Annotated in this window: 17 protein-coding genes; 8 read left to right on the top strand and 9 right to left on the bottom strand. The window is 67.3% G+C overall.

Going from position 1 to position 26,054, the window contains the following annotated elements:
* Positions 1–131: 131 nt before the first annotated feature.
* A complete protein-coding gene (locus LK542_RS18520) occupies positions 132–599 on the top strand; it encodes an Lrp/AsnC family transcriptional regulator (RefSeq protein ID WP_227802252.1) in 468 nt (155 codons plus the stop codon).
* On the opposite strand, the gene LK542_RS18515 is transcribed toward LK542_RS18520, so the two are convergent.
* The 6 genes from LK542_RS18515 to LK542_RS18490 all read right to left on the bottom strand — a co-directional run bounded on the left by LK542_RS18515 (position 596) and on the right by LK542_RS18490 (position 11,754).
* The gene (locus LK542_RS18515) at positions 596–2,182 is read right to left on the bottom strand and encodes an EAL domain-containing protein (protein WP_227813068.1); all 1,587 of its coding nucleotides are present in this window, start codon (positions 2,180–2,182) and stop codon (positions 596–598) included. The genes LK542_RS18520 and LK542_RS18515 overlap by 4 nt on opposite strands.
* Before the next feature lie 120 nt (positions 2,183–2,302).
* Entirely contained in the window at positions 2,303–3,730 is a 1,428-nt protein-coding gene (locus tag LK542_RS18510) for a nucleoside hydrolase-like domain-containing protein (protein ID WP_227813067.1), read from the bottom strand.
* An 11-nt stretch (positions 3,731–3,741) separates the two neighbouring features.
* Positions 3,742–5,025, bottom strand: coding sequence for a DUF1593 domain-containing protein (locus LK542_RS18505; RefSeq protein ID WP_227813066.1), 1,284 nt, complete (start codon positions 5,023–5,025; stop codon positions 3,742–3,744).
* 11 nt (positions 5,026–5,036) lie between these two features.
* Positions 5,037–6,929, bottom strand: a complete 1,893-nt coding sequence (gene pelA, locus LK542_RS18500; protein ID WP_227813065.1) for a pectate lyase — start codon at positions 6,927–6,929, stop codon at positions 5,037–5,039.
* Between the two features lie 15 nt (positions 6,930–6,944).
* Positions 6,945–8,765 (bottom strand): glycoside hydrolase family 28 protein, encoded by a 1,821-nt coding sequence (locus tag LK542_RS18495; protein WP_227813064.1) that lies wholly within the window; start codon positions 8,763–8,765, stop codon positions 6,945–6,947.
* Positions 8,766–8,835: 70 nt separating this feature from the next.
* The gene (locus LK542_RS18490; RefSeq protein ID WP_227813063.1) at positions 8,836–11,754 is read right to left on the bottom strand and encodes a TonB-dependent receptor domain-containing protein; all 2,919 of its coding nucleotides are present in this window, start codon (positions 11,752–11,754) and stop codon (positions 8,836–8,838) included.
* Between the two features lie 386 nt (positions 11,755–12,140).
* Between LK542_RS18490 and LK542_RS18485 the strand changes: the two genes are divergently transcribed.
* Positions 12,141–13,589 carry a Gfo/Idh/MocA family oxidoreductase gene (locus LK542_RS18485; RefSeq protein ID WP_227813062.1) on the top strand — a complete coding sequence of 483 codons (1,449 nt, stop codon included), beginning with the start codon at positions 12,141–12,143 and terminating at the stop codon, positions 13,587–13,589.
* 45 nt (positions 13,590–13,634) lie between these two features.
* Here the strand turns inward: LK542_RS18485 and LK542_RS18480 are convergent, their stop codons facing one another.
* On the bottom strand, positions 13,635–15,572 hold the full coding sequence (locus tag LK542_RS18480; protein ID WP_227813061.1) for a TonB-dependent receptor domain-containing protein: 1,938 nt from the start codon (positions 15,570–15,572) through the stop codon (positions 13,635–13,637).
* Positions 15,573–15,697: 125 nt separating this feature from the next.
* Here LK542_RS18480 and fliD point away from each other — a divergent pair, with 125 nt between their 5' ends.
* The gene (gene fliD, locus LK542_RS18475; protein ID WP_227813060.1) at positions 15,698–17,020 is read left to right on the top strand and encodes a flagellar filament capping protein FliD; all 1,323 of its coding nucleotides are present in this window, start codon (positions 15,698–15,700) and stop codon (positions 17,018–17,020) included.
* A 7-nt stretch (positions 17,021–17,027) separates the two neighbouring features.
* Here fliD and LK542_RS18470 read toward each other — a convergent pair whose 3' ends face one another.
* Positions 17,028–18,272 carry an endonuclease/exonuclease/phosphatase family protein gene (locus LK542_RS18470; protein WP_227813059.1) on the bottom strand — a complete coding sequence of 415 codons (1,245 nt, stop codon included), beginning with the start codon at positions 18,270–18,272 and terminating at the stop codon, positions 17,028–17,030.
* A gap of 206 nt (positions 18,273–18,478) precedes the next feature.
* On the opposite strand from LK542_RS18470, the gene LK542_RS18465 reads away from it, so the two are divergent.
* Genes LK542_RS18465 through LK542_RS18450 form a run of 4 tightly spaced genes read left to right on the top strand, consistent with a single transcriptional unit; the run spans position 18,479 to position 24,079 of the window.
* Entirely contained in the window at positions 18,479–20,533 is a 2,055-nt protein-coding gene (locus LK542_RS18465; RefSeq protein WP_227813058.1) for a TonB-dependent receptor, read from the top strand.
* A gap of 11 nt (positions 20,534–20,544) precedes the next feature.
* The gene (locus LK542_RS18460) at positions 20,545–21,294 is read left to right on the top strand and encodes an ABC transporter ATP-binding protein (protein WP_307728982.1); all 750 of its coding nucleotides are present in this window, start codon (positions 20,545–20,547) and stop codon (positions 21,292–21,294) included.
* Positions 21,291–22,727: a DUF3526 domain-containing protein gene (locus LK542_RS18455; protein ID WP_227813057.1), complete on the top strand. Its 1,437-nt coding sequence runs from the start codon at positions 21,291–21,293 to the stop codon at positions 22,725–22,727. The genes LK542_RS18460 and LK542_RS18455 overlap by 4 nt, the downstream gene beginning before the upstream one ends.
* Positions 22,724–24,079, top strand: coding sequence for a DUF3526 domain-containing protein (locus tag LK542_RS18450; RefSeq protein WP_227813056.1), 1,356 nt, complete (start codon positions 22,724–22,726; stop codon positions 24,077–24,079). The genes LK542_RS18455 and LK542_RS18450 overlap by 4 nt, the downstream gene beginning before the upstream one ends.
* Here LK542_RS18450 and LK542_RS18445 read toward each other — a convergent pair.
* Positions 23,965–25,041: a DJ-1/PfpI family protein gene (locus LK542_RS18445; RefSeq protein ID WP_227813055.1), complete on the bottom strand. Its 1,077-nt coding sequence runs from the start codon at positions 25,039–25,041 to the stop codon at positions 23,965–23,967. The two genes, LK542_RS18450 and LK542_RS18445, sit on opposite strands and share 115 nt — an antisense overlap.
* Before the next feature lie 177 nt (positions 25,042–25,218).
* On the opposite strand from LK542_RS18445, the gene LK542_RS18440 reads away from it, so the two are divergent.
* Positions 25,219–25,905, top strand: coding sequence for a M24 family metallopeptidase (locus LK542_RS18440; RefSeq protein ID WP_227813054.1), 687 nt, complete (start codon positions 25,219–25,221; stop codon positions 25,903–25,905).
* Positions 25,906–26,054: the final 149 nt, after the last annotated feature.

Here is a 26,054-nt window from a genome sequence, read left to right as displayed (position 1 = left end):
GCTGTCTCCGCTATGCCAGCCCTGCAGGGCTTGTTAATAGCGAAATGATAGGTCTCGGCTCAAGAAATAACTTGCCTAACTTGCCGAGGCTTGAGGCAGAATAGGTAAATTATTTCTCTTTTGATACTTGGATGGAAAAATTTAACCTTGACGCTGCGTCAATGCGCATCCTGCGCGAACTGCAGCAGGACGCCCGGCTGTCGGTCAACGAGCTGGCCGAGCGGGTCGGCATGTCGGCCTCGCCCTGCTGGCGGCGCCAGAAGGAGCTGGAGGAGAACGGCTACATCCGCCGCTACGCCGCCATCCTCGAACGGCGCAAGCTCGACCTCGGCCTGGTGTGCGTGCTGCACGTCTCCCTCACCCGCCACGAAGCGGGCGTGGTGGAGACCTTCGAGGCCCAGATGAAGGCCTGCTCCGAAGTGATGGAATGCTATGAGGTGACCGGCACCTCGGACTACATCGTCAAGGTAATGGTCGCCAACATGGACGCCTACCACGACCTGCTGCACAACGTGCTGCTCAAGCTGCCCGGCGTCTCGCAGCTGAACACCAGCGTGGCGCTGCGCGAAGTGAAGTACGAGACCGCGCTGCCGCTCTAGGCATGGACGCCGGCCGCACGCTCCTGGTGCGCCGCCGCCAGCCGGACCGCCTCCGCGAACGACATCGGCCGGCCGAACAGCCAGCCCTGCGCATACTGGACCGCCTGCCCCTTCAGGAAGTCGGCCTGGACCTGGCTCTCGACACCCTCGGCGATCATGCGCAGTCCCATGGTGCGCGCCATGGCGATGATATGCCCGACCACCTGGCTGGTCGGCGCTTTCGTGCCGATCGCCTCGATGAAGGAACGGTCGATCTTCAGGAAGTCCAGCTCGAGCGCTTCCAGGTAGGACAGGCTCGAATAGCCGGTGCCGAAATCGTCGATCGCCACCTCGATGCCGCGCGCGCGCAGCGCCGCCAGGATGCGCAGCGCGTTGTCCATGTCGAGGAAGCCGCGTTCCGTGATCTCGAGGATCAGGTTGGAAGGCCGCGCGCCGCTCTTGTGCAGGAAACGGTCGACCAGGTCGACGATGGCGGACGATTGCAGGTCGGCGGCCGACAGGTTGATGGCCACGTGAAAATCCGAGTGCGCTCCGAGGTAGGCGCCCGCATCGGCCTCGACCAGCGCGAACACCCGTTCGGTCAGCCGGGTGATGATGCCCGATTGCTCTGCCACCTGGATGAACAGGTCGGGGCCGATCTGTTCGCCCGTGGCGCGCTTCCAGCGCAGCAGCGCCTCAACGCCGACGCAGCGCCCGCTCGCCAGCTCGACGATGGGCTGGTAGTGCAGGTAGAACTCGTTGTGGCGCAAGGCGTGGCGCAGCGCGGCCGGGATCGAGCGCTGCTGCCGTGCGAGCGTCAGCACGGCGGCCGCCACCAGCAGCCCGGCCACGGCGGCCGCCGGCACCAGCCGCCAGGCGATGGCGGCGGCGCGCTCCTGCACATAGGCGATCGGCACCGCCGCGACCGCGACCGTGAGGAACTGGCGCGAGCGGCTCAGGACGATCAGGCGCTTCCCGTCGCTGAAACTGGTTTCGCGCTGCGCCCCCAGTCTCGCCAGCCAGCCGCGCTCGACAAGGCCCCTGGCCAGTTCGGGAGCGCTGCCGGGAGCCGCCTCCAGGTGCAGCACCGCCAGCGCGGCACCCGGAATCGCGGTGGAGATGTCGAGCGGCAGGTCGCGGTGCACCAGCACGACGAAGCCGGCGCGCTCCAGCGCCATCAAGGGCGAGGGGCCCAGCACTGCGATCGGGACACGGGGATAGATGGCATAGCCTGTCGAGGTACGCAGCGAAGGCCTGCCGAGGGGGAGCGGATCCGTCCCCATCGACGAGCACACCACCACCCCGCCACGGACGAAGCCAACAGCCTGGATATAAGTGGAACTCAGGTCGAGCCGCCGCATCAGCGCCAGCGAGTCGGGCGAACATGGCGCATGCGGCTGGCGGACCAGTTCACGGATCGCGACCGCGCCCTGCATGCTCGTCTTGTCGGCCCGATGCAGGACGGCGCGCGCATAGGACCGGGTCATGTCGGCCGCCGCCTCGAAGGCCTGGCGCTGCGCTTCGCGCCAGGCGAGCCAGGGCAGCAGCATGGCCGCTGCCAGCGCGACGAGGATCGAGGTCCCGAGGATGAGCCGAATGCGCATGCGTATTCCTGGCAGGAGCCGGCGCAGCATCGAACACGGCAGCGCCCGGTGTCGCCAGTATAGACCCATCCCACGGTGGCGCAGCTCGCCGCAACGCGGGTCAGCTCCGGGTCACGCTCTTCAGCGGACGACGTCCACGATCACCCGCTTGTAGCGGGTCAGGCGCGGCGTGCCGTGGTCGGTCACGGCCAGAATGATGTGCATGGTGCCGAGACCTGGCGGCAGCACGCGCGTGGTCGGTACGGTGAACCAGGCCTGCTTCTGGTCGGCGCCCGTGATGTCCAGCGGCTGGCCCGACTTGCCGCTCGATGCCACCAGCGTGCCGGCCTCGCAGTAGCAGAACCACTGGTAGCTCAGCGCGTCGCCGTCGGGATCGAGGCTGCCCTCCGCATTCAGGTCGACACGCTGGCCGGGCCGCGCCGTGATGCTCGCCTGCGCGACCCGTGGCACCGGCGGGTGGTTGGCTTGCGCGTAGGGCTTGACGGTCCAGTCCATGCGCGCCGCGAAGTCGTTCTGCATGGCGCTACGCCAGCGCCAGATCGTCGCGTGGTTGCTGGTGTGCCACTTGCCGTCGACGCCCGGCACCTCATCCTGGGCATTGGTCCAGATCGGCCGCGTCTCTTCCTGCACGAACCAGCGCTCCTTGCGCGGCGTGTACAGCTCGTAGCGCCCGCCCCAGCCGCCCCAGTCCGGACGTTCCGGCTCGCCCAGGCCGTTATTCACCAGGTTCAGGAAGGATGGCGTGTCGCCTTCCATCATGAATTCCCAGTGCGGGTATTCAAGGCCCAGCGGCCCCTTCTTGCGTACGTTCTGCTCCAGCCATTCGTTCGACACCAGCGTGCTGTCGGCGCCGGCGAAGCGGCCATGGAAGTTGTCGCCCGCGATGCCGGCCCAGGTCGCGTGGTGGTAGCCGCCGCTGGCATTGATGCCGGGGCTGACGATGTAGAACAGGTTCGGGAAGTTCTGGCGGATCCAGGGTCCGCTGTCGTCCTGGTCCGAGATCGCATGTACGCGCAGGCGGGCCACGAAGCGCTCCAGCTCTTTTGCCGAGCGTGTCGCCTTCACCTTCCACAGGGCCTGGGCCAGCACGTTGGAGCCGCCCCAGACCGGCACCCACAGGGGACGCGGGTCGTCGCGGTCGACCGCGCGGATCAGCTGCTCGGAGGCGGGCGAATCCTTGCCGGCGCCGACACCCTGCATGCCGTACACGGGCAGGCCTTCGGTGACGCGCGCCAGCAGCGTATCGCCCGCCGGGAAGCCCGGCTCGTGCAATTCCAGTTTGTTGCGCACCCTGGCGTAGGCGCCCACGATCCTGCGGATGCGCTCGGGCGCGACGCGCGCCTTCTGGTGGGTCGAGGTGGTGGCGGCCAGGCCTTCGATCTCGAACTGGTTGGCATAGGTGAGGAAGCGCACCAGCGACATCGCATCGTCCGGCTCGTTCTCGATGTCGGTCAGGACCATCACACGCGGCTTGTCCGCAGCCTGGGCCAAGCCCATGCAGGCCAGGCTCAGGGCGAGGACGCGGATGGCCCCTTTTGCCAGTTTCACGCCGCGCGTCCTCATCGCGGCTGGGTCCTGCGCAGGCGGGCGGCAAAGTCGCGCAGGAAGGCTTCGCGCCAGCGGCTTACCGTCCTGGCGCCCTGGTCCGGGCCCTCGCTCAGGGCCGGATCGGGGTCGTCGGTCCACCAGTTCGGATAGCGGCTCGACGGCTGGCGCGCGCGTTCCGGCGCCGGATTGCGCGAGCTGAAGCTCCCCTGCTGCCCGTCCAGTCCCGGATGGTTGCTGGCAATGCGGTAGCTCCAGGCCTTGGCTTCCTTCGGCGAGAAGCGGAAGCGCCACGAACCGTCGGGCTGCGGATCGCCCGGGAATTCCTGTTTGTCGACCACCAGGCTGGCGCGCGGGCTGGCCGGCGCCGTGCCGGCAGGACGGTAGACCAGTTCCATGATGGCGAAGGCCTCGACCACGGTGTCGGGCGGCGGCGGCGCGTCGAACACGTGTCGCGGCCGCTCCCAGGCCCGCACGAAGCGCCCGCCCCAGCCGCCGGCGGCGGGGTTCTCGGGGTTCGCGCCCAGCACATAGGTGAGCGAAGGCGTGTCGCCCATCTTGATCTTGGGCGCAATGCCGGCAAAGTAGGCTCCCAGTGCGCCGGCACCCTTGATGTGGCGCTCCACGAAGGCGGCGTTGCCCAGGTCGCCCGCCTGGTCGCCGCCGCTGAACCAGCCGCGGTAGGTCGAATTGTTCTCGATCATCCAGAGGTCCGCATGTTCGCGCGCCAGGTAATCGTAGGCGGCGTTCGACCACTTCTTATTGGGACCGCCGATCATGTACACGCGCAGCTTCGGCTTGATGTCAGGCGCGTCGTGCAGGGCCTGGGCCAGGTCCTCGAAACCGCCCCACAGCAGGACCCAGAGCGGACGCGCGTCCGGCTGGCGGGCGCGCTCGACGATCCAGTTCGAGCCCTCGGTCGGCCGGCCCCAGCCCGGCGGCACGGCCAGGTCCAGGCCGCCCTGCTTCGAGATGCTGCGCAGGCGGGCCGGGGTCGGGTAGTCCTTCGACCAGGTCTTCAGGTTCGGATAGTCCTTTTCGTAGGCATCGATGATGCTCAGCAGATGGCGCTTGCGGTCGCGTCCCTCGCCCCAGGGCGAGGCGATCATGCCTTCCAGCTCGATCATGTCCGCATACAGCAGCAGGTGCACCAGCGACTGGAAGTCGTCGTAGTCGGTGCCGCCGATGTCAGTGGAGACGATGACACGGGGCTTGGATCCCGCGGCCGGCGGCGCGAACGCGGCGGCGGACAGCGGCAGGGAGATGGCGAGCAGGGCAAGCAGGCGGCGTCGCTTCATGGCGATGTTCTTCATGGTGAGGTCAGCGATGGAATTGCGCTGGCGAGTTCCTTCAGCGCGATCGGCGCGACGATCTCCGCGCCCTTGTCGTTCAGGTGGGTCAGGTCCGGGCCCTTGGCGTCCGGCTTCGGTACGGGGCCGAGGGTACGGGACTCGGCCTCGCCCAGCGCGGCGAAGGCCGCCATGCTCGCGGGGTGCAGGTCGACCAGCGGCAGCTGGCGCTCGCGCGCGAGCGCGCGGGTGGCGGCGGCCCAGGGCGCCAGCGTATCGGCGGGCTTGCCGTTCTCGAAAGTGCGACGCGCCAGCGGCGTGACCAGGACCGGCACTGCGCCCGCGGCAGCGGCCTCGATGGCGTAGCGTCCCATATTCGCGGGGAACTCGGTCTTCAGGTCGGTCGAGCGCCCCGGTTTGCCCGGCTGGTCGTTGTGGCCGAACCCGATCAGCACATAGGTCTGGCTGAAATCGCGCTTGTCGTCCAGCAGGCTGCGGACTTCTTCCCAATACCCGTCCGCGCGGTAGCTGCTGGTGCTGCGGCCGGCGCGCCCCTTGTTGACGCAGGCGACACGCGGCGCCAGGCGCCGGCACAGGGCGTCGCCGTAGCCGCCGTTCGGCGCCATGGTCGAGTCGCCGACGAGGATCACGCGCGCTGGTTTGACCGGCTGCGACCAGGCCTCGTAACGTGCGATCGCTCGCGCCGGAACGGCGCCGTACCACGCGTAGCCGTTGCGGCGCTCCGGGTCGATCTCCTTGACGTCGTCATGAATGCTGCGATCGCGATCGCCGAACACCGGCTTGCCGGTGCGCGCATCGTAGTAGCGCGACCAGAGCGCAGGCGCGCCGGGCGCCGGCTGCAGGCGCCTGCCCTCGGGCCCATCGCCGGCCCAGGCGACATCGCGCAGCGCCGTCGCACGCAGCCATGCCACGCCCGCATGCACCGCCTCCCTGACTTCCGGTGAAGGATCGGGCAGGCGCATCAGGAACAGCAGCACGCCCGCGCTCTCGCTACTTGCCAGGGCGGCCGGCTCGAAGTTGCGCGCCCCGGCGAGCTCCAGGCTCAGGGCGTCGTACTGCTGGCCCCATCCGGTGCGCCTGCCGCCGCTCTTCTGCTGTGTCGCTACCAGCATTGCGGTGGCGCGCCGCACGGCGGCCAGCGCTTCCTGTTTCTCTGCGGGCGGCACGAAGCCATAGCCGGTGCGCCCCTGCCCGACGTCCAGCAGGAGGTCGAGGACCTTCACCATCGCGTCGTCATTCAGGGTCACGGCATCGTGGTAGCCGCCCTGCAGCGGATAGATCTGGGGGAAGCCACCGTTCGGATATTGCGCATTCAGGAGATAGCGCAGGCCCTTGAGGAAGGCGGCGCGATACACTTCGCCCCGCTCTCCCAGCTGCGCTGCTGCCAGCGCCAGGAAGCGCATCTCGGAGGTGGTGGCGCCGTTGTCGATGGTGCCGACGTAGCTCCAGGCGCTTTTCCGCTGCGGGCCGTCCGGGGGCGACCAGGACTCGCCCGACCGGCGCGGCGGACCGCTGCGGTCGGCATTCTTGCCCCAGCCGCCGGCCGGCGTCTGGAAGCTGAGGATCGTGTCCGCGACCCTCAGCGCCTCGGGCGTGCCGTACCAGGCCGCCGCTTTGCGCAGCGGCATGCCGCCGTCTCCGCTGACATGCGGCCGCCCTGCCGCGGCGGCGGGGTCAAGCTGCTCCGCCGCCAGGGCGCCCTTGTCGGCCTCCATCAGCGCGCGCGAGCGCGCCAGGTAGGCCAGCCACGGGGCGCGCTGTTCAAGGGGCAGCGCCGCAATCCGGGCCTCGCTCACAGGCTGGGCCGGGGTCATGCTGCCCAGGACCGCGGCCAGGCTGATGGCGGGCAGCGCGAGCCATAGGGCGCCACAGGAAAGTACGAAGTGTCGCATGGGTCGCCTTTCCCGCTAGGCGTCGATGCTGGTCGTGACCAGCTTGCCCGCGACGCGCACATTGCTCAGCTTCAGTCCGCGCACATGGTGGGCGAACCAGGGCCCGTCCGCGGCGCGCGGACGGCCGAAGTCGGAATCGCTGATCGTGATGTTCGACAGCGGCGGGATCGGCGTGCCGGGCGCGCCGTTGAAGCTGCCCGCCACCGGCCCCAGCACGACGACCGCCTGGTAGCAGGAGAACTCGCCATCCGCCGTCTTCACGTTGGCGGCGCGCAGGTTCGAGATGTGCACGTGTTCGACCACGGGCGGGCGCGAACGCACGCTGTCGTCGGAGGGGGCGTAGTCGCAGTCGATGGTGACGATCGCGCCGCCGTTGGTCGATGCGACCTTCCCTTCCATGCCGGTGCCCGGCATCGGCTTGTAGCGTCCGAGCTGGGTCTTGACGCCGTTCGGCAGCTGCACGTCGCGCACGTAGAAGTGGCGCAGGAAGCCGCCGCGGTTCATGTTGGTCTTCATGCGGATCGCGGTGCCGAGCGGATTCGTGGCCCAGAAGGCATTGCGGAATTCGATACGTTCCGCGTAGACGTGCTCGATCCCACCCGACATCTCGCTGCCGAGGGTGATGCCGCCGTGGCCCGAATTCATGATGCAGTCGCGGATCACGACATTCCTGGTCGGGCCGTACTGGCTGTCGCGGTTCTTGCCTGACTTGATGGCGATGCAGTCGTCGCCGGTATTGAACAGGCAGCCGTCGACCAGGATCGTGTCGCAGGACTCGGGGTCGAAGCCGTCGGAGTTCGGCCCCATGCTGTCCATGCGCACCTTCGAGAACCTGATGTTGCGCGAATTGACCGGGTGATGGATCCAGAACGGCGTGTGCGTCACCTGGTAGCCCTGCATCAGCACGTCGCTGCAGTCGACGAACTCGATCATCGACGGACGCAGGAAGTGGCCCAGGCCGAACACCCGGCGCTCAGGCGGCACGCCCGCCTCGGACAGGGCCGGCAGGTAGCGCGCATCGCTGCGCCATTTGTCGCCCTCGCCCTGGATGCGCGCGCGGCTTGCCGCGTCCAACTCCGGCGCGACCGTTTCCAGCGGCGCGTTGGCCGGATTCGGCAGGTCCTGGTGCAGCTCGCCCGGCCGCGCACCCTTGCGGTTCATGCCCCACCAGGTCCTGCCGCTGCCGTCCTCGAAGGGCACGCCGGCCTGGCCGTTGAGGATGCTGGTCCAGTCGGCGCCGGTGAGCGCGATGTTCTTCTGGCCGCGCGCGTACACCATCGGCGAGAAATTCAGGCAGTCGTTGCCCTGCCAGCGCGACAGCACCAGCTTGCCGTTCGCGCCGCAGTCGAAGTCCCCGTCGCGCGCGAAGTCGCGCGGATCGGCACTGAAAAAGACATGGGCGTTTGAGGCCAGGTGCACGTGCACGTTCGAGCGCAGCACGATCGGGCCTTTGCAATACCAGTTCCCGGCCGGGATTAGCACCCGCCCTCCTCCTGCCGCATGGGCGGCGGCAATCGCCGCGCCGATTGCGGGATAGCTGTCGGGAGAATCGGGCGCCGGGGTCGGCAGCTTGCCCCTGACCGTGATCTCGACCCAACCCTCGACCTGCACCAGCGCGCAGGGCCTGGCGCCGAATCCGGTGATGGGGAAATCGCGCTCGGGGAAGCGCATCGGACGCGACAGCTGCTCGTCGATGCGGCGGGCATGGCGCCAGGGATCGGGGGAAGAGGCGGCGAACGACAGGCCGGGGAGATTGGTGGCCGCCAGGGTGCCGGCGGCCGCCATGTGCTGCATCAGCGCGCGGCGTCGCGCGCTGAAGGACTGCGGATTCTTCATACGTTTTCCATGCAGGTGAAAAACGGCAGGCGGAGCGTGGCTTCCGCCTGCGTTCACATGGCGAGTATGTTTAGAACTTGTACTCGACCGATGCGCGGTACACCCGGCCCATCATGTCGGCGAGGCTGGTCAGGTAACCGCCGCCGTAGGTGGAGTTGGCGGTGAGCGGCGGCCATTCTTCCGTGATGTTGTTCACGCCCAGCGAGATCGTGGTGTTCTTGATCCCGGTGTAGCGGACGTTCAGGTTGAACTGGCTGTACTCCTCCACCTTGGTCAGGGTCGAGCCGGCGCGCGGCGTCAGGTCGGTCAGCGCGGTGTTGAAGCGCTGCGACAGGGTCGCCCTCCAGTCGCCGGTGCTGTAGCTCACCTGCGCCGTGTACTTCCAGCGCGGGTTGACCTGCGGCGCACCCGCCAGGCCCGAGTTCGGACCGGTCTGGCCGAAGCGCCCGTCGTTGGTGATGATGCCGACGTTGCTCATCCACGGGCCGTTACGCTCGCTCTGGAACTCGTACTTGTGGTACCAGGTCGCATCCAGTTTCGCGTCGAAGGTGCCGATGCTGGTCTTCGGGAAGCGGTAGCTGGCCGAGAAGTCGGCGCCGCGGATACGGGTCTGGCCACGGTTGGCCTGGCTCGCCACGATGTGGTCGATGGTGCCGTCCGCACGACGCAGGATGAAGTCGTTGTACTTCTCCGGGTTCTGCTGGATCTCGGCGATCGAGACCGCGCCCAGCACGTCCTTCAGCTTCAGGCCCCAGTAGTCGACGGTCAGCGACAGGTTCTTGACCGGCTCGAAGCCCACGCCGAAGTTGAAGCCGCGCGAACGTTCCGGTTTCAGGAAGGTGTTGTTCGGCGACTTGGTCCAGTACGAAGTCAGCACGTTGCAGACCTGGTCGGCGGTGAAGCCGTTCGAAGGCGTGCCGGTGCCGGCCACCAGCGGCTGCGAGCTGCGGCACAGCTGCGGATCGTCCATCACCTGGGTGCGCACTTCCGGCGTCGGGTTCTGGATGTCCATGATCGACGGCGCGCGGAAGCCGCTCGAGACCGAGGCGCGCAGCAGCAGCATGTCGTTCGGGGTCCAGCGGGTCGCCAGCGCCGGGTTCACCGTGGTCTGCTTCAGGTCGTCGTAATGGTCGGCGCGCACCGAGCCGTTGACGGTGAAGGTCTTGGTGAGCGGCGCGTCGGCTTCCAGCACCAGCGAGGAAATCTGGCGCTTGAGCTTCTTGGCCACGCCCTGCGGCACTTCGCCCACCAGGTCGGTCTGCACCACGTTGCCGGAAGCGTCGATGTTATAGCTGCCGTCGGCCTTCTTGAGCACGTAGTCGAGCGGCGCGTTGAAGGTACGGGCCGAGTCTTCGCGCAGTTCGCCCGAGATCGCGAGCACCAGCTCGCCGCCGCCCAGGTCCCACACCGGACGGGTGATGGTCAGGTCGACGCTCTTGTTGAAGGCCTTGTTCAGGCGATAGGTGTAGTCCTCGGCCTGGATGCTGCGCAGGTATTCGATGCCTGCCGCGTCCTGCGGGCCGAACGGGTTCAGGATGCCCTTGTCGAAGCCTTCCTGGGCCTTCGAGTACAGGATGTAGCCTTCGCCGGCGCGGGTGTCGCGCTTCGATTCGCCGTAGTTCAAGCCGGCGCGGTAGTCCCAGCCCGCCACTTCGCCCTCGGCCGACAGCACGATGCGGTCGTTGCTCTGTTCGTCGTTGCGGTAGGCCGGTCCGAGTTCGCCCGGGCCCCACTGGAAGTAGATGGTGCGGTTGTTCAGGTTCAGGTCGCTGACTGCGCCCGGGGTCTTGGTCGGGTCGATGTACATCGTCGGCGTGTTGGCGCCGGTGTTGCTGCCGACGACCTTCGGCACCGGCGTGATGCCCTTGCCCGGGTAGAACTTGCTGGTCGATGCCAGCGAATAAGTGGTGAAGGGCTGGCTCGCGCCCGGCACCTGCATGCCGCGGAACTTCTGCACGGTGAATTCCGAGTGCAGCACGTCGAGGTCGATCTTGTGGCCGCCGGCGATGTTCCAGCTGGCGCGGCCGCTGACGGTGGTGATCTCGCTGCCGTCGGTCACGGCGGTCCAGAACAGCGGATTGCGGATGCAGCCCGGCGCGTAGACCGGCGGGTTGGCCAGGCTGTTGTTGCCGAGGGTCGGCAGCGAGTACGGCGAGGCGCAGCCGGTGGCGAAGTTCGGGTTGTAGTTCGAGTTGGCGTTGCGGGCGAAGCCGAAGTTGGCCAGCGGGTTCGGGTTGCGCGCGTCCGGCGTGATGCCCAGGCCCAGGCTGCGCAGCACGGCCGGGTCATGCTGTTCCGGACGGTCGCCCTGGAACAGCGCATCCTTCTTCTGGTGGTCGACCGCGATGTAGGCGTTCCAGCCATCCTGACCCAGGTCGCCGAAGCCGGCGATCGCGCCGATGCTCTTGGTGGTGCCGCCGCCGCTCATTTCCGGGCGCGCGTATTCGGCCTTGATCGAGGCGCCCTTGTAGCCGCGCTTGGTCCAGTAGTTCTGCACGCCGCCGATAGCGTCGGCGCCGTAGATCGAGGCGCCGCCGCCGTTCAGGGTCTCGACGCGGTCGAGGGCCATGCGCGGGATCACGTTGACCGAGATGTACTGGTCCTGCAGCGGCTCGTTGGCGAGGCGGCGGCCGTTGAGCAGCGACAGCGTGCGCATCGGGCCGAGGCCGCGCAGGTTGGTCACCGGACCGGCGGCGCCGGTGTTGGTGCCCAACGACAGCGACTGCGGCTGCTCGAGCACGAAGTCTTTCAGTTCGGTGTGGCCGCGCGCTTCCAGCTCTGCCGCCTTGACCGTGGTGACGGGGGTAGTGCCCTCGTCGGCGACACGGCGGATCAGCGAGCCGGTCACCACCACCGCCTGGGGAGCGGCGGTCGCTTGCGGTGCATCCGAGGTCTGTGCCTGGGCCTGGGCCGCCAGCTGGAACAGCGCCAGGCTGACCGCACTGGCGATGGTGGCGCGGCGTGGGGTTTGAACAAAGTACGGGTTCATTCTGTCTCCTTAATATTTTTGTAAGAATTGATATGACCACACTACTATTTGGTCAGGCCACTCTTCCCGGCCCTCCCTTCAACTCCTACTCTTTCAGTAAAGCATTGCAAGAATTGATATGACCACATCATAAACTGGTCTGTCCACTTTTTTGGAAAAAAGTGCAGAAATGTTCCCGTAATACATCAGTCAATCGTTTGCGCCCCTGAAATCCACCCGGATCGGGTAATCTTTTCGACGTTTCAGGGAGACTTGCAAATGCAGGACTGCCATCTTTTCGCGATATTCCCTCCATCGACGCAGTCCAACCAATCGGTAAATTGGTCTTGCCAATTGCTCTGCTTCACGCCACCATAGGCACACCACAACAAGCATGGAGACACAGAATGAACGATAAACATGGTGGGGGATTCGATCGCCGCACGGTACTGAAGGCCGCCGGTGCGGCAGGCCTGATGGCCGCAACGGGAGCCTGGGCGGCCACGCCGCGTAAAACCTATGCGGTGGTCGGCGTCGGTTCGCGCGCCCGCATGTTCACCAATGCCATGACCGGCCCCTTCCGCGAGACCAGCGAAGTGGTGGCGGTCTGCGACAGGAATGCCGGCCGCCTGGCGCGCGCCGTGAAGGTCATCAGCGACACCGGCGCCAGCCAGCCGCGCGCCTACAGCGCCGCCGATTTCGACCGCATGCTGCGCGAGACCAAGCCGCAGTACGTGATCGTCACCACCACCGACGCCAGCCACGATGACTACATCGTGCGCGCGCTCGACGCGGGCTGCGACGTGATCACCGAAAAGCCGATGACCACCACCGCCGAGAAGGCCCAGCGCATCCTCGACGCCGTCAAGCGCAGCGGGCGCCACATCCGCGTGACCTTCAACTACCGCTATTCGCCGCCGCGCACCCAGATCAAGGAACTCCTGATGTCGGGCGAAATCGGCGATGTGATCTCGGTCGACTTCACCTGGCTGCTCAATACCGTGCACGGCGCCGACTACTTCCGCCGCTGGCACAGCAACAAGGCCAATTCGGGCGGCCTGATGGTGCACAAGTCGACCCACCACTTCGACCTGGTCAACTGGTGGCTGGGCGCCGAGCCGGAAACCGTGCACGCCTTCGGCTCGCGCCAGTTCTACACGCCGGAGACGGCGCGCCGCATGGGCTTGTCCGGCCCGCACGAGCGCTGCCTGACCTGCCCGGAAAAACAGAAGTGCAACTTCTACTTCGACCTGGCTTCCGACCCGGGCCTGAAGGCCCTGTACCTCGACAACGAGAAATACGACGGCTACTTCCGCGACCAGTGCGTGTGGCGCCCCGAGATCAACATCGAGGACACCATGAACGTGATGGTCCGCTACAACAACGGCGCGCACCTGAACTATGCGCTGTCGGCCTATGACGCCTGGGAGGGTTACCACATCGCCTTCAACGGCACCAAGGGCCGCATCGAGCACCGCATCGTCGAATCGGGCGGCGCGGCCGGCGCGGCCAAGGTGCAAAGCGGCAGCGAGAACGTGTCGATCCGCGTGGTCCCGATGCGCGGCCAGCCGCGCGACATCGCCCCGATCATCGGCAAGGGCAGCCATGGCGGCGGTGACGACGTCATGCTCAACGAGATCTTCGGCACCGACCCGGGCGACAAGTACATGCGCAAGTCGGACGAGCGCGCCGGCGCCTGGTCGGCGCTGGTCGGCATCGCGGCCAACAAATGCTTCGAGACCGGCCAGACGGTGCGCGTGCCCGACCTGGTCACCGGCTTGACCGCGCCGGACCGTGCACCCATGCCGGACCGCCGCGCGCCGGTACCGATGCCGATCCGGATCAAGATTCCCTGATACTTGACCGCGTGGGCGGGAACACCCGCCCACCCTACGGCTTTTTTAGATGTCGACCGACAGGTAGGCTTGAACGAGCCGCCCGTTGATGACGTCATAGGCCCCTGCCCCGCGCAGTTCCAGGCCGTAGGTGTCGAACAGGTTGCTGAGCGCCACTCGCAGCGATGCCGGACGTTCGAGCAGCCTGAATCGATAGCGGCTACTGAGCGACACCAGGGTGCGGGCGGGAATCGCAACGCGGTTGTCGACCGTGGCCATGAGGGCGCCGCTGTGCGACGCGCTCATGTCGAGCGACAGGCCTTCCAGCCAGGGCGTGCGCCAGTCGAGATTGAGTTCGACGCTGCGCCGGCTCATGCCCACTGGTTGCTGTCCCACCCGCCCCAGCCGCACGCCCTCGCCCGTGGCGCGCGGCCGCGACAGCACGGCGCCGGCCACCAGGTTCAGGCGCGGCGTGAGCGGCCCCGCCAGCGACAGCTCCAGCCCGCGGTTCTGCACGTCGCCCAGCTGCGCGTAGCGGTTTGCCGCGTCGAAGTTGAAGTAGGGCTTGCGCAGGTCGAACACGGTGCCCACCAGCTTCATGTCGCGCGTGAGCGCATAGCGCAGCCCGAGGTCGCCCTGGGTGGTGCGGATCGCCGGCAGCAGCTCGTTGCGATTGACCGCATTGCTGGGCGCGACCCCGCTCTCTTCCAGCCCGCGCGTGAAGCTGCCGAAGGCGACCAGGCCGCTGCCGAACGGCAGCGCCGCGGTCGCGTTGTACAGCCAGGGCTGGTCGCGCGCCGTCGCTCCCGCCAGGCCGGGCTTGTGCAGCGCCTTGCGGTAGTCGGTCTTCTGCAGGCCAAAACCGATCTCGCCCAGGTCGCGCCAGCGGCCCTCGTAGGCCACGCCGGTCGTGGTCTGGCGAGTGCGGTCGCGCGTCTGGGGACCGAAGCGGAATTCCGGTTTCGGCAGGGAGACCGGAGCATCCATCGCGCTCGGGCCCAGGTCGAAGGCCTGCGAACCATCGTAGTGGCGTTCGCGGTCGCGCCCGCGCAGGCTGAGGTGCAGGCTGTGCAGGCGCGGACCTTCCGCGAGCACTTTCGTCGCGCGCAGCTCACCGCTCGTGGACATGGTCCCGGAGGGCGGGTCGGCGATCAGGCGGCGCCTGCCGCGGCCGTCCGGCGTGAGTTCGGTGAGCAGGTGGGTGAAGGCGCTGTGGTCCTCGTACTGCGAACGGAACAGGCCCGCGCGCAGCGTCCAGCCGGCGCCCGCCTGCCTAGTAGCCAGCATCCCGACATTCATCCCGGTGCTGCGGTAGTCGGCCCAGTCCGGGCCCAGGAAGCGCCGGCGCGTGATCCGCGGCGGCAGCACCGGGCCGGCCGGCAGGTAGCTGGGCGCCTTCTCGTCGTCGTAGGTCTCCATCCGGTTCCAGAACGGGACGATCTCGAGCGCCGCCAGCGGGCGCCAGCGCAGGCTGAGGGCGGCGTTGCGGTAGCGCGAATCGGTACCGTTGGGGTACTCGTTGGTCCCCAGGGCGGCGCCGATGCCGAGGCTGAGCGCCCGTTCGCCGAGGGGCAGTTCGCCGTCGGCTTCCAGATAGGCCGCGCCGTAACTGTCGCCGCCCGCCAGCACGGCCAGTTTCCTGGCCTCGCCCGGTTTGCGCAGGCTGTAGTCGACGATGCCGGTCGGCGCCGGGAAGGGATAGCCCTGGGCCGAGATGCCGACCCGGATCGTGGTCGAGCGCCGGATGCGCGCCGACGGTCCCCAGGCCTGGTCGAAGTACAGCCCGTCGATGCGGGCATTGCCGGCCGCGATCGGCGAAAACCCGCGCACGCTCGACGCGTTGTACAGGCCGATGGTCTCGCGGCCGACGCTGGTGCCGAAGGCATCCTCGGCCTGGCGCACCGCGTTTTCGTCGGTCCTCCCCTGCGCGGGGACCAGGGTCTGCGCGACAGCGGGGGCAGCCAGCATGGCCAGCAGGATGGTCGAACCGGGGAGTTTCAGCATGAAGGTGTTCGCAGGTCGGGAAAGCCCGGCATTATCCGGTATTGATAGAGCACGATCAATGAGGATCTCGGGCAGCGGCGACAATTGATGACAATCCCGGAGATTTGTGCGGGCATAATTTCGGCATGAGCACATCCATCTCTTCTTCCACCCAGTTGGCGGGCCTCCTCGGCCAGCCGGATTTGACCACATCGGCGACGCAGTCGCTGCTGGCCCGTCACCCGGGCCTGAAGACGCTCGATGCGCAGCTGAGCCGCGATACGGCGCGCCTGTCCGCCATCGGCCGCATGGCGCTGGCGCTCGACGCCTTCCGCGCCCGGGCCAACGGCCTGGCGGGCGAGAATCTCGGCACCGCCCTGAACGTGACCGGCAAGGCCGTCAGCGCCCAGTTGACGGGTCCGGCCACGGGGACGCACACGGTCGAGGTCCAGCAGCTGGCGCAGGCACAGAAGCTGGCCACGCGCGCGCTGGCGTACGAGGACACAGCGATCGGCAGCGGGGCGCCGGCGCTGGTGCGCATCGAGACCGGCAGCGGCAAGGACGCCAGCAGCGTCACCGTGCGCATCGAGCAGGGCAACAATACGCTGGAGGGCATCGCCAAGGCGATGCGCGACGCCGGTCTGGATGCGAAGGTGCTCGACGACGGCAAGGGATACGCCCTGAGTCTCAACGGCAAGCCGGGCGCCGCCAACGCGATGCGCATCACGGTCGAGGGCGACGCGGCGCTGGGCGCCCTGCTCTCCTACGGCAGCGGCGCCGCCGGCGGCATGGTCCAGCAGGCCGCCGCCCAGGATGCGCGTGCGCTTGTGGACGGTAAGGCCGTCACCTCATCGACCAATACCCTGGACAAGGCCATCCCCGGCCTGTCCCTCAGCCTGGACGCCTTGGGCAAAAGCGAGATCAAGCTCGCGCGCGACCCGGCCGCCGTGGCGGGCAACGTCAAGCAGCTGGTGGAAGCCTTCAACGTGCTGGGCTCTAGCCTGGACGGCCTCAAGACCGGTGACCCCGCCCAGGATGCCCTGCTCTCCCGCGTCAGGAGCGAGCTCGCCCGCGTCCTCGACAGCGCCGACCCGAAGGCGCTGGCCGACATCGGCATCGCGCGCAAGGACGGCAAGCTGGTGCTCGACACGAAGAAGCTGGACGCTGCCATCGCGGCCGATCCCGGCAAAGTCACCGATTTGATCGGCAAGCCCGACACCGGCCTGGCCGGCGGCTTCGCCAAGGCCGTCACCCGGCAGATGTCGCAAGGCGGCATCCTGGCCGACCAGGCCGCCGTGGTGCAGGCTCATGTCGACAAACTGAGCGCCCAGAAGGTCGAGGTGAGCGCGATCATCGAGCGCCAGGCCGCCCTGCTCGCGCAGCAGTACGCGCTGGGCGGCACCGGTGGCAGCTCGCTGTTCGGCCTCACCGGTAACAAGCCGCTGTCGCTGTTCGACTTCATGGCCTGAGGCAGGCTCAGAAGCTCAGCGTCACGCTGCGCGGGCAGTGGTCGCTGGTCTCGATGCGCTGGCCTGGCAGCTGTACCACCGCCGTCTTGCGCGAACCGAGGTTCGCCGGCTGGAGCGCCGCGAGCGCCCCGCTCAGCACGATGTGGTCCAGGCCCGTGAAGCCGCGGCAACCCGCTTCGACGCTGCTCAAGGGCACCTGCTGCAGGGTGCGCGAACCGTCGTTCAGCTCCTGCCACAGGTAGCGCGTCGCCACCTTCCCGTCCGCGTTCGCGACCGGCACGCCGGCCGGGTTGCTGCCGTCCGTGCGCACCTGTTCCGGCTTGATCGCGGCCGCGGCTTCTTCGTCGATGCGGCGGTTGAAGTCGCCCAGCAGGACGTACTCGGGGCTCTGCTTGCCCACGCTGTCGAGCCAGCGCTCGAGCGGCGCCACCTGGCGGTTCAGTGTCTGGCAGGCGCCGGCACGGTCGTCGAGCAGGCGCGCCTGGTAGGTCGGCGTCGGCACGATGTTGGCGCAACCCGATTTCAGGTGCACGTTAAGGAAAGCGACGCGCCGTCCCGGCAGCTCCAGCTCGAGCGCCAGGCCCGGACGCACCTTGCGCGCCAGCGGGTCGGCCGGGTTATCGGTCACTTCCAGGCCGCGCTCCACGCTGCAGACGGCGGGTTTCGCGCTCAGGCTGCGGTCCCAGGCGAAAGCCAAGGTCTGGAAGCCCTCGTGCGCGGCGTCGCATACGCCGAAACGGCCGGCATGCTTGCCGAGCACCTGCTTGATCACCTCCGCCGAGCGCACTTCCTGGAAGGCGAGCACGCGCACGCCATGCTTGTCGACCAGGCCGTCGATGGTGGCCTGCAGGCCGGCCAGCTTGGCGGCGTAATCGGCGCTGGTCAGCTCGACCGGTGCGCCGCGGCCCTGGTAGGCATTACAGGGCGCCATCATGGCCTGCTGCGCGGGGCCGCCGGCCAGGCGCTCGGTATCGGCCGCGCACTGGCGCGCCACGCGATTCGCTTCCTCGGTGATCGATGCCTGGCCCGGCTCGCGGCGCGGGCGGGTATCGCACCAGGACACGGTCTTGCAGACGGCGTTCTGGCGGTCGAAGTCCTGCTGCGAACCGGCCCAGGCCATGTTGAAGGAGGCGACGCCGAACTGGGTCGGGGACGGCTGCGCAGGAGCTTGCGCATGGACGGCCGGCGCGGCGAACAGCGTTGCCAGCATGGCGATCGACAGGGGCTTCGAGGTAAACATCGGGTCTTTCATGGTTGAGCCTGTCGACGGGCGACTGGGCTGTTGAGAGGGAGCGGCCGAAACAGCAAGCGGATTATCGCGGAGTCTGGCCATCGCGGCAATGCCGGTAGCGGGCGGCATCGACTGGCCACTTGCGATTCCAAATGATAACGCGTTATCATTATCAAAGTGCAAGTCCATCCTCATGTCGTCACAAGTACTCGGAAAGGTTCAGAAAAATGAAACGAACGTTGTTGACTGCCTCGGTCGCCGCGGCCACGTCCCTGGCAAGCCAGCATGTGCATGCCGACGAGGATCCCGTGATCGTCATGGGTGAGGTGCGTGTCAATGCGGCGCGCAGCGCCGGTCCTCTGGTCAGCAACCGCATCCTGACCTCGGTCGATGTACTGGGCGCTGACAAGGTCGAGGACAAGAACGTGATGAACAGCTGGGAGCTGATCGGCCAGCTGCCGGGCATCCAGCTCACCGAAACCCGCATGGGCGCCGAATCCGGGAAGGCGACCTTCCGCGCCTTCAATGGCGAAGGCTACATCAACGGCATCAAGGTGCTGATCGATGGCATTCCGAGCAACGTCAACAGCGGCAACCAGCGCTTCATCGACATGGTTTTCCCGCTCGAGGTCGACTACATCGAAGTCGTACGGGGCACCAACGACCCGCGCTACGGCCTGCACAACATCGGCGGCAACATCAACTTCGGCACCCGCCAGGGCGGCAACTACCTCGACGGGCGCTTCACCTACGGCAGCTTCGATACCCGCGAAGTGCAGCTGGCGATGGGGCGCGAAGCGAACGGCTTCGCCCAGAACTATTTTGTGGCGAAACAGGATTCCGACGAATACCGCGGCAGCGGCTCGGACAAGTATTCGCTCGGCGCGAAATGGTTCCTCAGCTCGGCCGATAACTCGCTCAGGGGCGGCCTGGTGCTGCGCGCCTACCGGCACGAGGCTGGCGAACCGGGCTTCCTGACGGCCGACGAGCTGCGCGCCGACCGCCGCCAGTCGCCAGCGAAGAATGCCAACGACGCCAGCGACCGCGATATGCAGCACGCGAGCGCCCATCTCGACTGGCAGATCAACCCGAACACGTTCTGGAGCAACAAGCTGTACTTCAACAGCTACGACGACGATCGCCGCGTGAGCTTCACCAGCAATCCGGCCGGCCACGCGCCGCGCCAGCGCCGCCTGTGGAACGAAGACCAGATCGGTTTCCTCAGCACCCTCACCTGGCGCATGGACGACCGGTTCACGTTCGAGGCGGGCGCCAATACGGAGCGCCAGGACAACCGCTACCGCCGCTACCGCTTCACTTACGCGCTCCCCACCGACTTCAGCCGCCCTGCCTTTACCCAGAATGACGAGGACTACGATTTCAACAACGTCGGCACCTACGTCCAGGCGATCTTCAAGCCCTTCGAGGCGCTCAGGATCGTGCCCGGCTTCCGGGTGGACCGCTTCACCGGCAGCAATCGCAACGGACTCACCGGGATCAGCGCCGGCCTGCAGGACACGGGCTGGATCGAGCAGCCCAAGCTGAGCATGGTCTACAGCCCGACCCAGAACCTGAGCGTGTACGCCAACTGGGGCCGGACCTTCCAGGTCCTGACCGGCTCGGGCGCACCGGCCTACCTGATGCCGGGCCAGACCGCCTTCCAACCGTCGATCAATACCGGCAAGGAGCTGGGCGTGAAGTTCAAGCCGGGCGCGCGTACCGATGTACGGCTGGCAGTGTGGCGGCAGGACGCGACCGACGAGGTGGCAAACATGCCCGCGACTGGCACCACGGTCGGCCTGGGCGAGACGCGCCGCGAGGGCCTCGACCTGCAGGTATCGACCCGCCTCACCGAAAGGCTGCAGCTGTGGGCCGCGCACTCGCTGCAGAAGGCCGAGGTGGTCAAGGCCTTCAGCGCCAGCGGCGAATCGCTGGCCGGCAAGGAGGTGTTTTCCACGCCGCGTCATATCTCGAACGCCGGTGTCGAGTACCGCGCATCAAGCAGCTGGCGCTTCGGCCTCCAGGGCCGTGCGCAGGGCAACTACTACATCGACAACGCGAATAGCCAGGGCAAGTACGGCGGCTTCGTGCTGTTCGACGCGAATGTCCGCTACCAGCTGTCGCCGCGCACCAGCATCGACTTCCAGGTCAAGAACCTCGCCGACCGCAAGTACGAGTATGTCTGGTATGACAACTTCTTCTGGCCAGCGGCCCAGGCCCAAGCCAGCTTCTCGCCCGGCACCGGGCGCGCGGCCTACCTCTCGCTCAACGTCAAACTCTGAGGCCCACGCACATGAACATGCAAGCATCCACCCTGGCGCTCGAAGTGGACGGCGTCTGCGTCGCCTATCACGGCAATCCGGTCCTGCGCGGCTTGAGCGTGCAGGTGCGGCGCGGCGAAATCTATGCCCTGCTGGGCGGGAACGGCGCGGGCAAGTCGACCACGCTGAACACCTTCCTGGGCTTTGCCCGTCCCGACGCCGGCAGCGTGCGTGTCTGCGGCATCGACGTCGGCGCCGACGTGCTGGGCGCACGCGCGCAGATGGCTTATGTGCCGGAGAACGTGGCCCTGTACGACCATCTCGACGCCCGCGAAAACATCGAGTACTTCCTGCGCCTGGCGGGCAGCGCCTGGAGCGCCGAGTCGATTTCGGACGCCCTGCACGCCGTTCTCCTCGACGAGGTGGCGTGGGCGCGCCGCCTCGGCGCCTACTCGAAAGGCATGCGCCAGAAGGTGGCGATCGCCCTGGCCGTGGCGCGCGCGGTGCCGGTGCTGCTGCTGGACGAACCGACCAGCGGCCTGGACCCGCATGCGACCGCCGAATTCAACACCCTGCTGCAGAACCTGCGCGCCGACGGAACTGCGATCTTCATGGTGACCCACGACCTGCTGGGAGCAGCCGAGGTGGCGGACCGCATCGGCTTCCTCGACCGCGGCCGCATTACGCACGAGTTTTCCGCCAGTGGCGAGGAACGCTTCGACGTACGCGAGCTGTACCGGCGCTATGCCGGGGCGCGCGAGGCGGCCGGGGTGGCCACATGAGCGTCCGCTTTCGCCGCACCGTCACCGCCATTGCCGCGACTGAGTGGCGCGCCCTGCTGCGTAACCAGGTGGCGCTCGCCGCCGCCCTGCTCATGCTGGGCCTGACGCTGGCCGCCATCCTCGTGAGCCATGAACGGGTGCGCGCGGTGAACGCAGAGCGCGCAGGTTTCCAGGCCAGCGCCGACACCCAGTGGCAGGACCAGCCGGACCGCCACCCTCACCGCGTGGTCCACTACGGGCATTACGTGTTCCGGCCGCTGAGTCCCCTCGCCTTCTTCGATTTCGGTGTCGATCCTTTCACCGGCAACACGCTGTTCCTCGAAGGCCACCGCCAGAACAGCGCCAACTTCAGCGATGCCGCCCAGTCTTCGGTGCTGCTGCGTTTCGGCCAGCTGACGCCGGCCTTCGTGCTGCAGGTGCTTACCCCGCTATTGATCGTGTTCCTGGCCTTCGGCAGCGTGGCGCGCGAACGCGAGCGCGGCCAGTTGCGCCTGCAGCTCACGCAGGGCGTCCGGGGAGGCACCCTGTTGGCCGGCAAGCTGGCGGCGCACGCCGCGATCGCCTTGCTGCTGGCCGCCCCCGCTTTTGTGGCGCTCGGCCTCATCGCCGCGCTGCACGGCGCCGTCGCCGCCGAAGCGCTGGCGCTGCTGCTGGCCTATGTGCTCTACCTGCTGCTGTGGGCCGTCGGCGCGGTGCTGGTCTCGGCCATGCTGCCGCGCGCACGCGACGCCCTCCTGGTGCTGGTGGGGGCCTGGATCGTCACGACCATCCTGCTGCCGCGCGTGATGCCCGACCTGGCCCTGGCCGGCACCGCACGTCCGACCCGGATCGAGACTGAAGTCGCGATCCACGAGCGCCTGAAGGCCTTGGGCGACAGCCACAATCCGGACGACCCCTATTTCAAGCACTTCAAGCAGCGCGTGTTGGCCCAGTACGGGGTAAGCCGCGTCGAAGACCTGCCCGTCAACTACGGCGGCCTCGTGATGCAGGAGGGCGAGCGCCTGACCAGCGAACTGTTCGCGCAGTTCATGCAGGCCGATTACGAGCGCCAGCTGGCCGAGAATGCCGTCGTCCAGCGCGCCGCGCTGGCCAGCCCGGTGATTGCACTGCGCCGCATGTCGACCGCGCTGGCCGGCACGAATCTCGACAGCCACGCGCGCTTTCTGTTCGAAGGCGAGAAGTACCGCTACGCCTTCGTGCAGTCGCTCAACCGCCTGCACGCCACCGCGGTCAAGTACGAGAACGACCGCGACCAGCGCGTCGACCGCAGCCATTGGGACGACACGCCGCGCTTCGGCTATGCGCCGGAACCGTTCGACGCGGTAGCGGCGCGCCACGCCTGGCCGGCGCTGGGCCTGCTGGGCGGCTGGCTGCTGGCGCTGTGCATCGCGGCCCGCCCGATCGCCCGACGCCTCGAAAGGACTGGCAAATGATCAAGAATCTGAAGTTCGAACTGCGCCTGGTGCTGCAATCGCGCCTGGCGCTGGGCGCGCTCGCCCTGCTGCTGGTCCTGTCCTCGCTGGCGGTGTGGAGCGGCCTGCAGGCCGTCGCCGCCCAGAGGGACGCGCTGGCGAGGGTGGCCGCCAGCCACCACGCCGAAGTGGCGGCCATGCGCGACAAGTACGCGAGCGGCGCCGACGCCGGCTCGGTTGCCTATTACCTGCCGCACCTGACGGTGAACCCGCCCTCGCCCCTGGCCTTTGCCGCCATCGGCCAGCGCGACCTGCAGCCGGCCGCGCTGCGGGTGCGCCTGCTCGGCCTGCATTCGCAACTGTACGAGTCCGAGACCATCAATCCGGAACTGGCGATGGCCGGCCGCTTCGACTTTTCCTTCCTGTTGGTCTACCTGGCGCCGCTGTTCATCATCGCCCTGATGCACGACCTGGTGACCGGCGAACGCGAAGCGGGCCGCCTGCGCCTGCTATCGTCCCTCCCGGAGCGCAGCGGCGCGCTGTGGCGGCGCCGCGTCGGCCTGCGCTACGCGCTGGTTTGGCTTGCCCTGCTCCTGCCCTTCGCCGCCGGCGCTGCGCTGGCCAGCGCCGGTGTGCTCGCCCTCGGACAGGTGGCCCTGGTGGCGTCGCTCTATCTTCTATTCTGGTTCGGCCTGGCCGCCTGGGTGGCAGGCCGCGCGCTCACCTCGAGCAGCAGCGCCGCGATCCTGCTGGCTTGCCTGGTCGGCCTCGCCATCATCCTGCCGACCGCAATCGACGCTGCCATCGGCCGTGCGGTGCCGGTGTCGAAAGGCGTGGAACTATCGCTGGCCCAGCGCCAGGCCGTACACGGCGGCTGGGACCTGCCCAAGCCCGCCACCTTCCAGAAGTTCTTCCGCACGCATCCAGAGTGGAAGGACACCCCGCCCGTCACCGGACGCTTCCACTGGAAGTGGTATTACGCGATGCACCAGGTCGGTGACGAGGCCGTGGCGGCGCAAGTGGCGCAGTACCGCGCCAGTCTGCTGGCGCGCGAAGCGTGGACCGCGAGCGCCGGCCTGCTGCTCGCGCCGGTCAATGTACAGGTGATGCTGCACCGTCTGGCGGACACCGACCTGCGCGCCCAGCTCGACTATCAGCAGCGCATCGCGCACTTCCATGGCGAACTGCGGCGTTTCTTCTATCCCTATTTCTTCAACGAGCGTCCGTTCGGGAAAGAGGATTTCGCGCGCATGCCAGCCTACCAGTCGCGGGCTGCCCCGGGCACCCTGCCGGCCGGCTCGCTCGCCGCACTGGCCGTGCTTGCGTTTGCTGCGGCCGCGCTCGGGCTGCGCAGGCTCGGCACGGTGTCCTGAGTCGCGAACGCGCCGAAGTTCTGCCGATACTGCTGGGCGGTCACGCCGAGGTGTCTGGCAAACGCGGCGCGCATACGAAGGGCTGTGCCAAATCCGCTGCGGTGCGCGATCGTCTTCAGCGGCAGGGCTTCCGATTCCAGCAGCACGCGCGCCGCATCCACCCTGCACCGCTCCACAAACTCCGCGGGCGTGATTTGTGCCTCCCTGGCAAACACACGCGCGAAGTTCCGAACGCTCATCGAGACGATGCCCGCCAGGCATTCAACGCTGAGGTCCTCGCCGATGTGCCCGCGCACATACTCGCGCACCGTATCGACCGCTGACGCATTTCCTACGTACGGCGTCAGGTAGGGACTGAACTGGGATTGTCCGCCATTGCGCTGGCTGAAGACCACCAGTCGCTTGGCGACGTTCAGGGAGACTTCGGGTCCATGGTCTTCGAATACGAGATGCAAGGCCAGGTCGATCCCTGCGGTGACGCCTGCCGACGTGTACACCTGCCCCTGACGCAGGAAGATGCGGTCCGGCTCGACCTGCAGCTGCGGAAATCGCGCGGCCAGTTTCGACGCGTCGTTCCAGTGCGTCGTCACCCGCAAACCGTCCAGCAGTCCAGCATGCGCCAGGAGGAAGGCGCCGTTGCAGATCGATGCGAGCTTTGCCGACTGCGCCGCCGCTGCCTTCAACCATCGGCTCAGCGTCTCGTCCCGGGCCTGGTTGGCCAGGCCCGGACCGCCAGGAACGATCAACAGGTCCATGGGGCCCTTCCATTCCGGGCAGGCGTGATGCGGCTGAACCGTAAGACCATTTGAGCACTGCATCGGCACGGCTTGCTGGCCGATCACGTTCAGCACGTAGTGTTGCGGAGGCTCCAGAAACCTGTTGGCTTCGGCAAAGACATCCATCGGCCCCGTGAGATCAAGGCACTGCATTCCGGGAAAGGCAAGGATGGCGACGATTGGCACAAAGACTCCTGAAGACGAGTTCCCACTATAGCGCGACGTGATGCTCTAGACAGCGACATGGCCGAATTTCGCACGTTATTGGCAGATTCCCGCCGCTGACCGCATGCCCGCCGGGACACCCTGCCTGCACAATCTGGACACGGGAATCGTCCCGCTCGCGATGTGAAAGGAACAGGAATGAGCAACACGGCAGAACGCGTTGGCCCGGCATTTTCGGTAGACGGCATGATGCGCGCACGCGCAGAGACCCGCAAGGCGATCAAGGAAATCGCGGCCCGTATCCGGCCAGGCATGATCGAGGAGGATGCGGTGGACATGGCGAAGGAGATCATCCGCGCCCAAGGGCACGCACTGAGCTGGCACCCGACCCGGGTACGCTTTGGCGCGAATACGATGAAGCCGATGAAACAGGCTTCGGCGCCCGGCATCGTATTGGGCGAGAACGACATTTTCTTCATCGACATCGCGCCACGCGTGGACGATTGGGAAGGCGACGGCGGCGCTGCCTTCGTTGTCGGTCATGCGTCCGAGTATGCCCGCTGCGCCGCGGACGCGGAGCGCCTGTTTCATGAAGTGCGCGCGATGTGGCGTGCCCACGCCTGGACCGGCCAGCAGCTGTACGACTTCGCCGCGCAACGCGCAGGTGAGATGGGATGGCGTCTCAATCCCGATCTTCCCGGTCATCGCGTATCCGATTTCCCACACGCCGCGATCCATACCGGGTCGCTTGCGGACTACACGGCGCATCCATCCAGCATGCGCTGGATCCTGGAGATCCACCTCACCGATCCGCAAGGGCGCTTTGGCGCATTCTTCGAAGACATGCTCCTGGACGATCAGCACTACGTCAGGGATGAAGCGTGAAGGCCCGGCACCGCACTGTCCGCGGCAAATGGATACCGCGCTCGCATGCTGTTTCAGCAAAAATGAATTGCCGTCCCGATGGATTGTTCCGGTGGCCAGACAAACCTATGATTTCTCCAGTCGAGTTCTTATCGATATCAACCACTTCA

Origin of the sequence: Massilia sp. IC2-477 (assembly GCF_020707265.1) — a bacterium.
Lineage (GTDB): Bacteria > Pseudomonadota > Gammaproteobacteria > Burkholderiales > Burkholderiaceae_D > Telluria.
Note: the sequence above shows the minus strand (reverse complement) of the source record. Positions and strands in the feature narration are given on the sequence as shown.

Coding starts and splice junctions, on each gene's coding strand:
- LK542_RS18470 (WP_227813059.1), bottom strand. CDS start 18,272: ATGAAAGACCCGATGTTTACCTCGAAGCCCCTGTCGATCGCCATGCTG.
- LK542_RS18465 (WP_227813058.1), top strand. CDS start 18,479: ATGAAACGAACGTTGTTGACTGCCTCGGTCGCCGCGGCCACGTCCCTG.
- LK542_RS18450 (WP_227813056.1), top strand. CDS start 22,724: ATGATCAAGAATCTGAAGTTCGAACTGCGCCTGGTGCTGCAATCGCGC.
- pelA (WP_227813065.1), bottom strand. CDS start 6,929: ATGCGACACTTCGTACTTTCCTGTGGCGCCCTATGGCTCGCGCTGCCC.
- LK542_RS18485 (WP_227813062.1), top strand. CDS start 12,141: ATGAACGATAAACATGGTGGGGGATTCGATCGCCGCACGGTACTGAAG.
- LK542_RS18455 (WP_227813057.1), top strand. CDS start 21,291: ATGAGCGTCCGCTTTCGCCGCACCGTCACCGCCATTGCCGCGACTGAG.
- LK542_RS18490 (WP_227813063.1), bottom strand. CDS start 11,754: ATGAACCCGTACTTTGTTCAAACCCCACGCCGCGCCACCATCGCCAGT.
- LK542_RS18495 (WP_227813064.1), bottom strand. CDS start 8,765: ATGAAGAATCCGCAGTCCTTCAGCGCGCGACGCCGCGCGCTGATGCAG.
- LK542_RS18505 (WP_227813066.1), bottom strand. CDS start 5,025: ATGAAGCGACGCCGCCTGCTTGCCCTGCTCGCCATCTCCCTGCCGCTG.
- LK542_RS18480 (WP_227813061.1), bottom strand. CDS start 15,572: ATGCTGAAACTCCCCGGTTCGACCATCCTGCTGGCCATGCTGGCTGCC.
- LK542_RS18515 (WP_227813068.1), bottom strand. CDS start 2,182: ATGCGCATTCGGCTCATCCTCGGGACCTCGATCCTCGTCGCGCTGGCA.
- LK542_RS18520 (WP_227802252.1), top strand. CDS start 132: ATGGAAAAATTTAACCTTGACGCTGCGTCAATGCGCATCCTGCGCGAA.
- LK542_RS18440 (WP_227813054.1), top strand. CDS start 25,219: ATGAGCAACACGGCAGAACGCGTTGGCCCGGCATTTTCGGTAGACGGC.
- LK542_RS18460 (WP_307728982.1), top strand. CDS start 20,545: ATGAACATGCAAGCATCCACCCTGGCGCTCGAAGTGGACGGCGTCTGC.
- fliD (WP_227813060.1), top strand. CDS start 15,698: ATGAGCACATCCATCTCTTCTTCCACCCAGTTGGCGGGCCTCCTCGGC.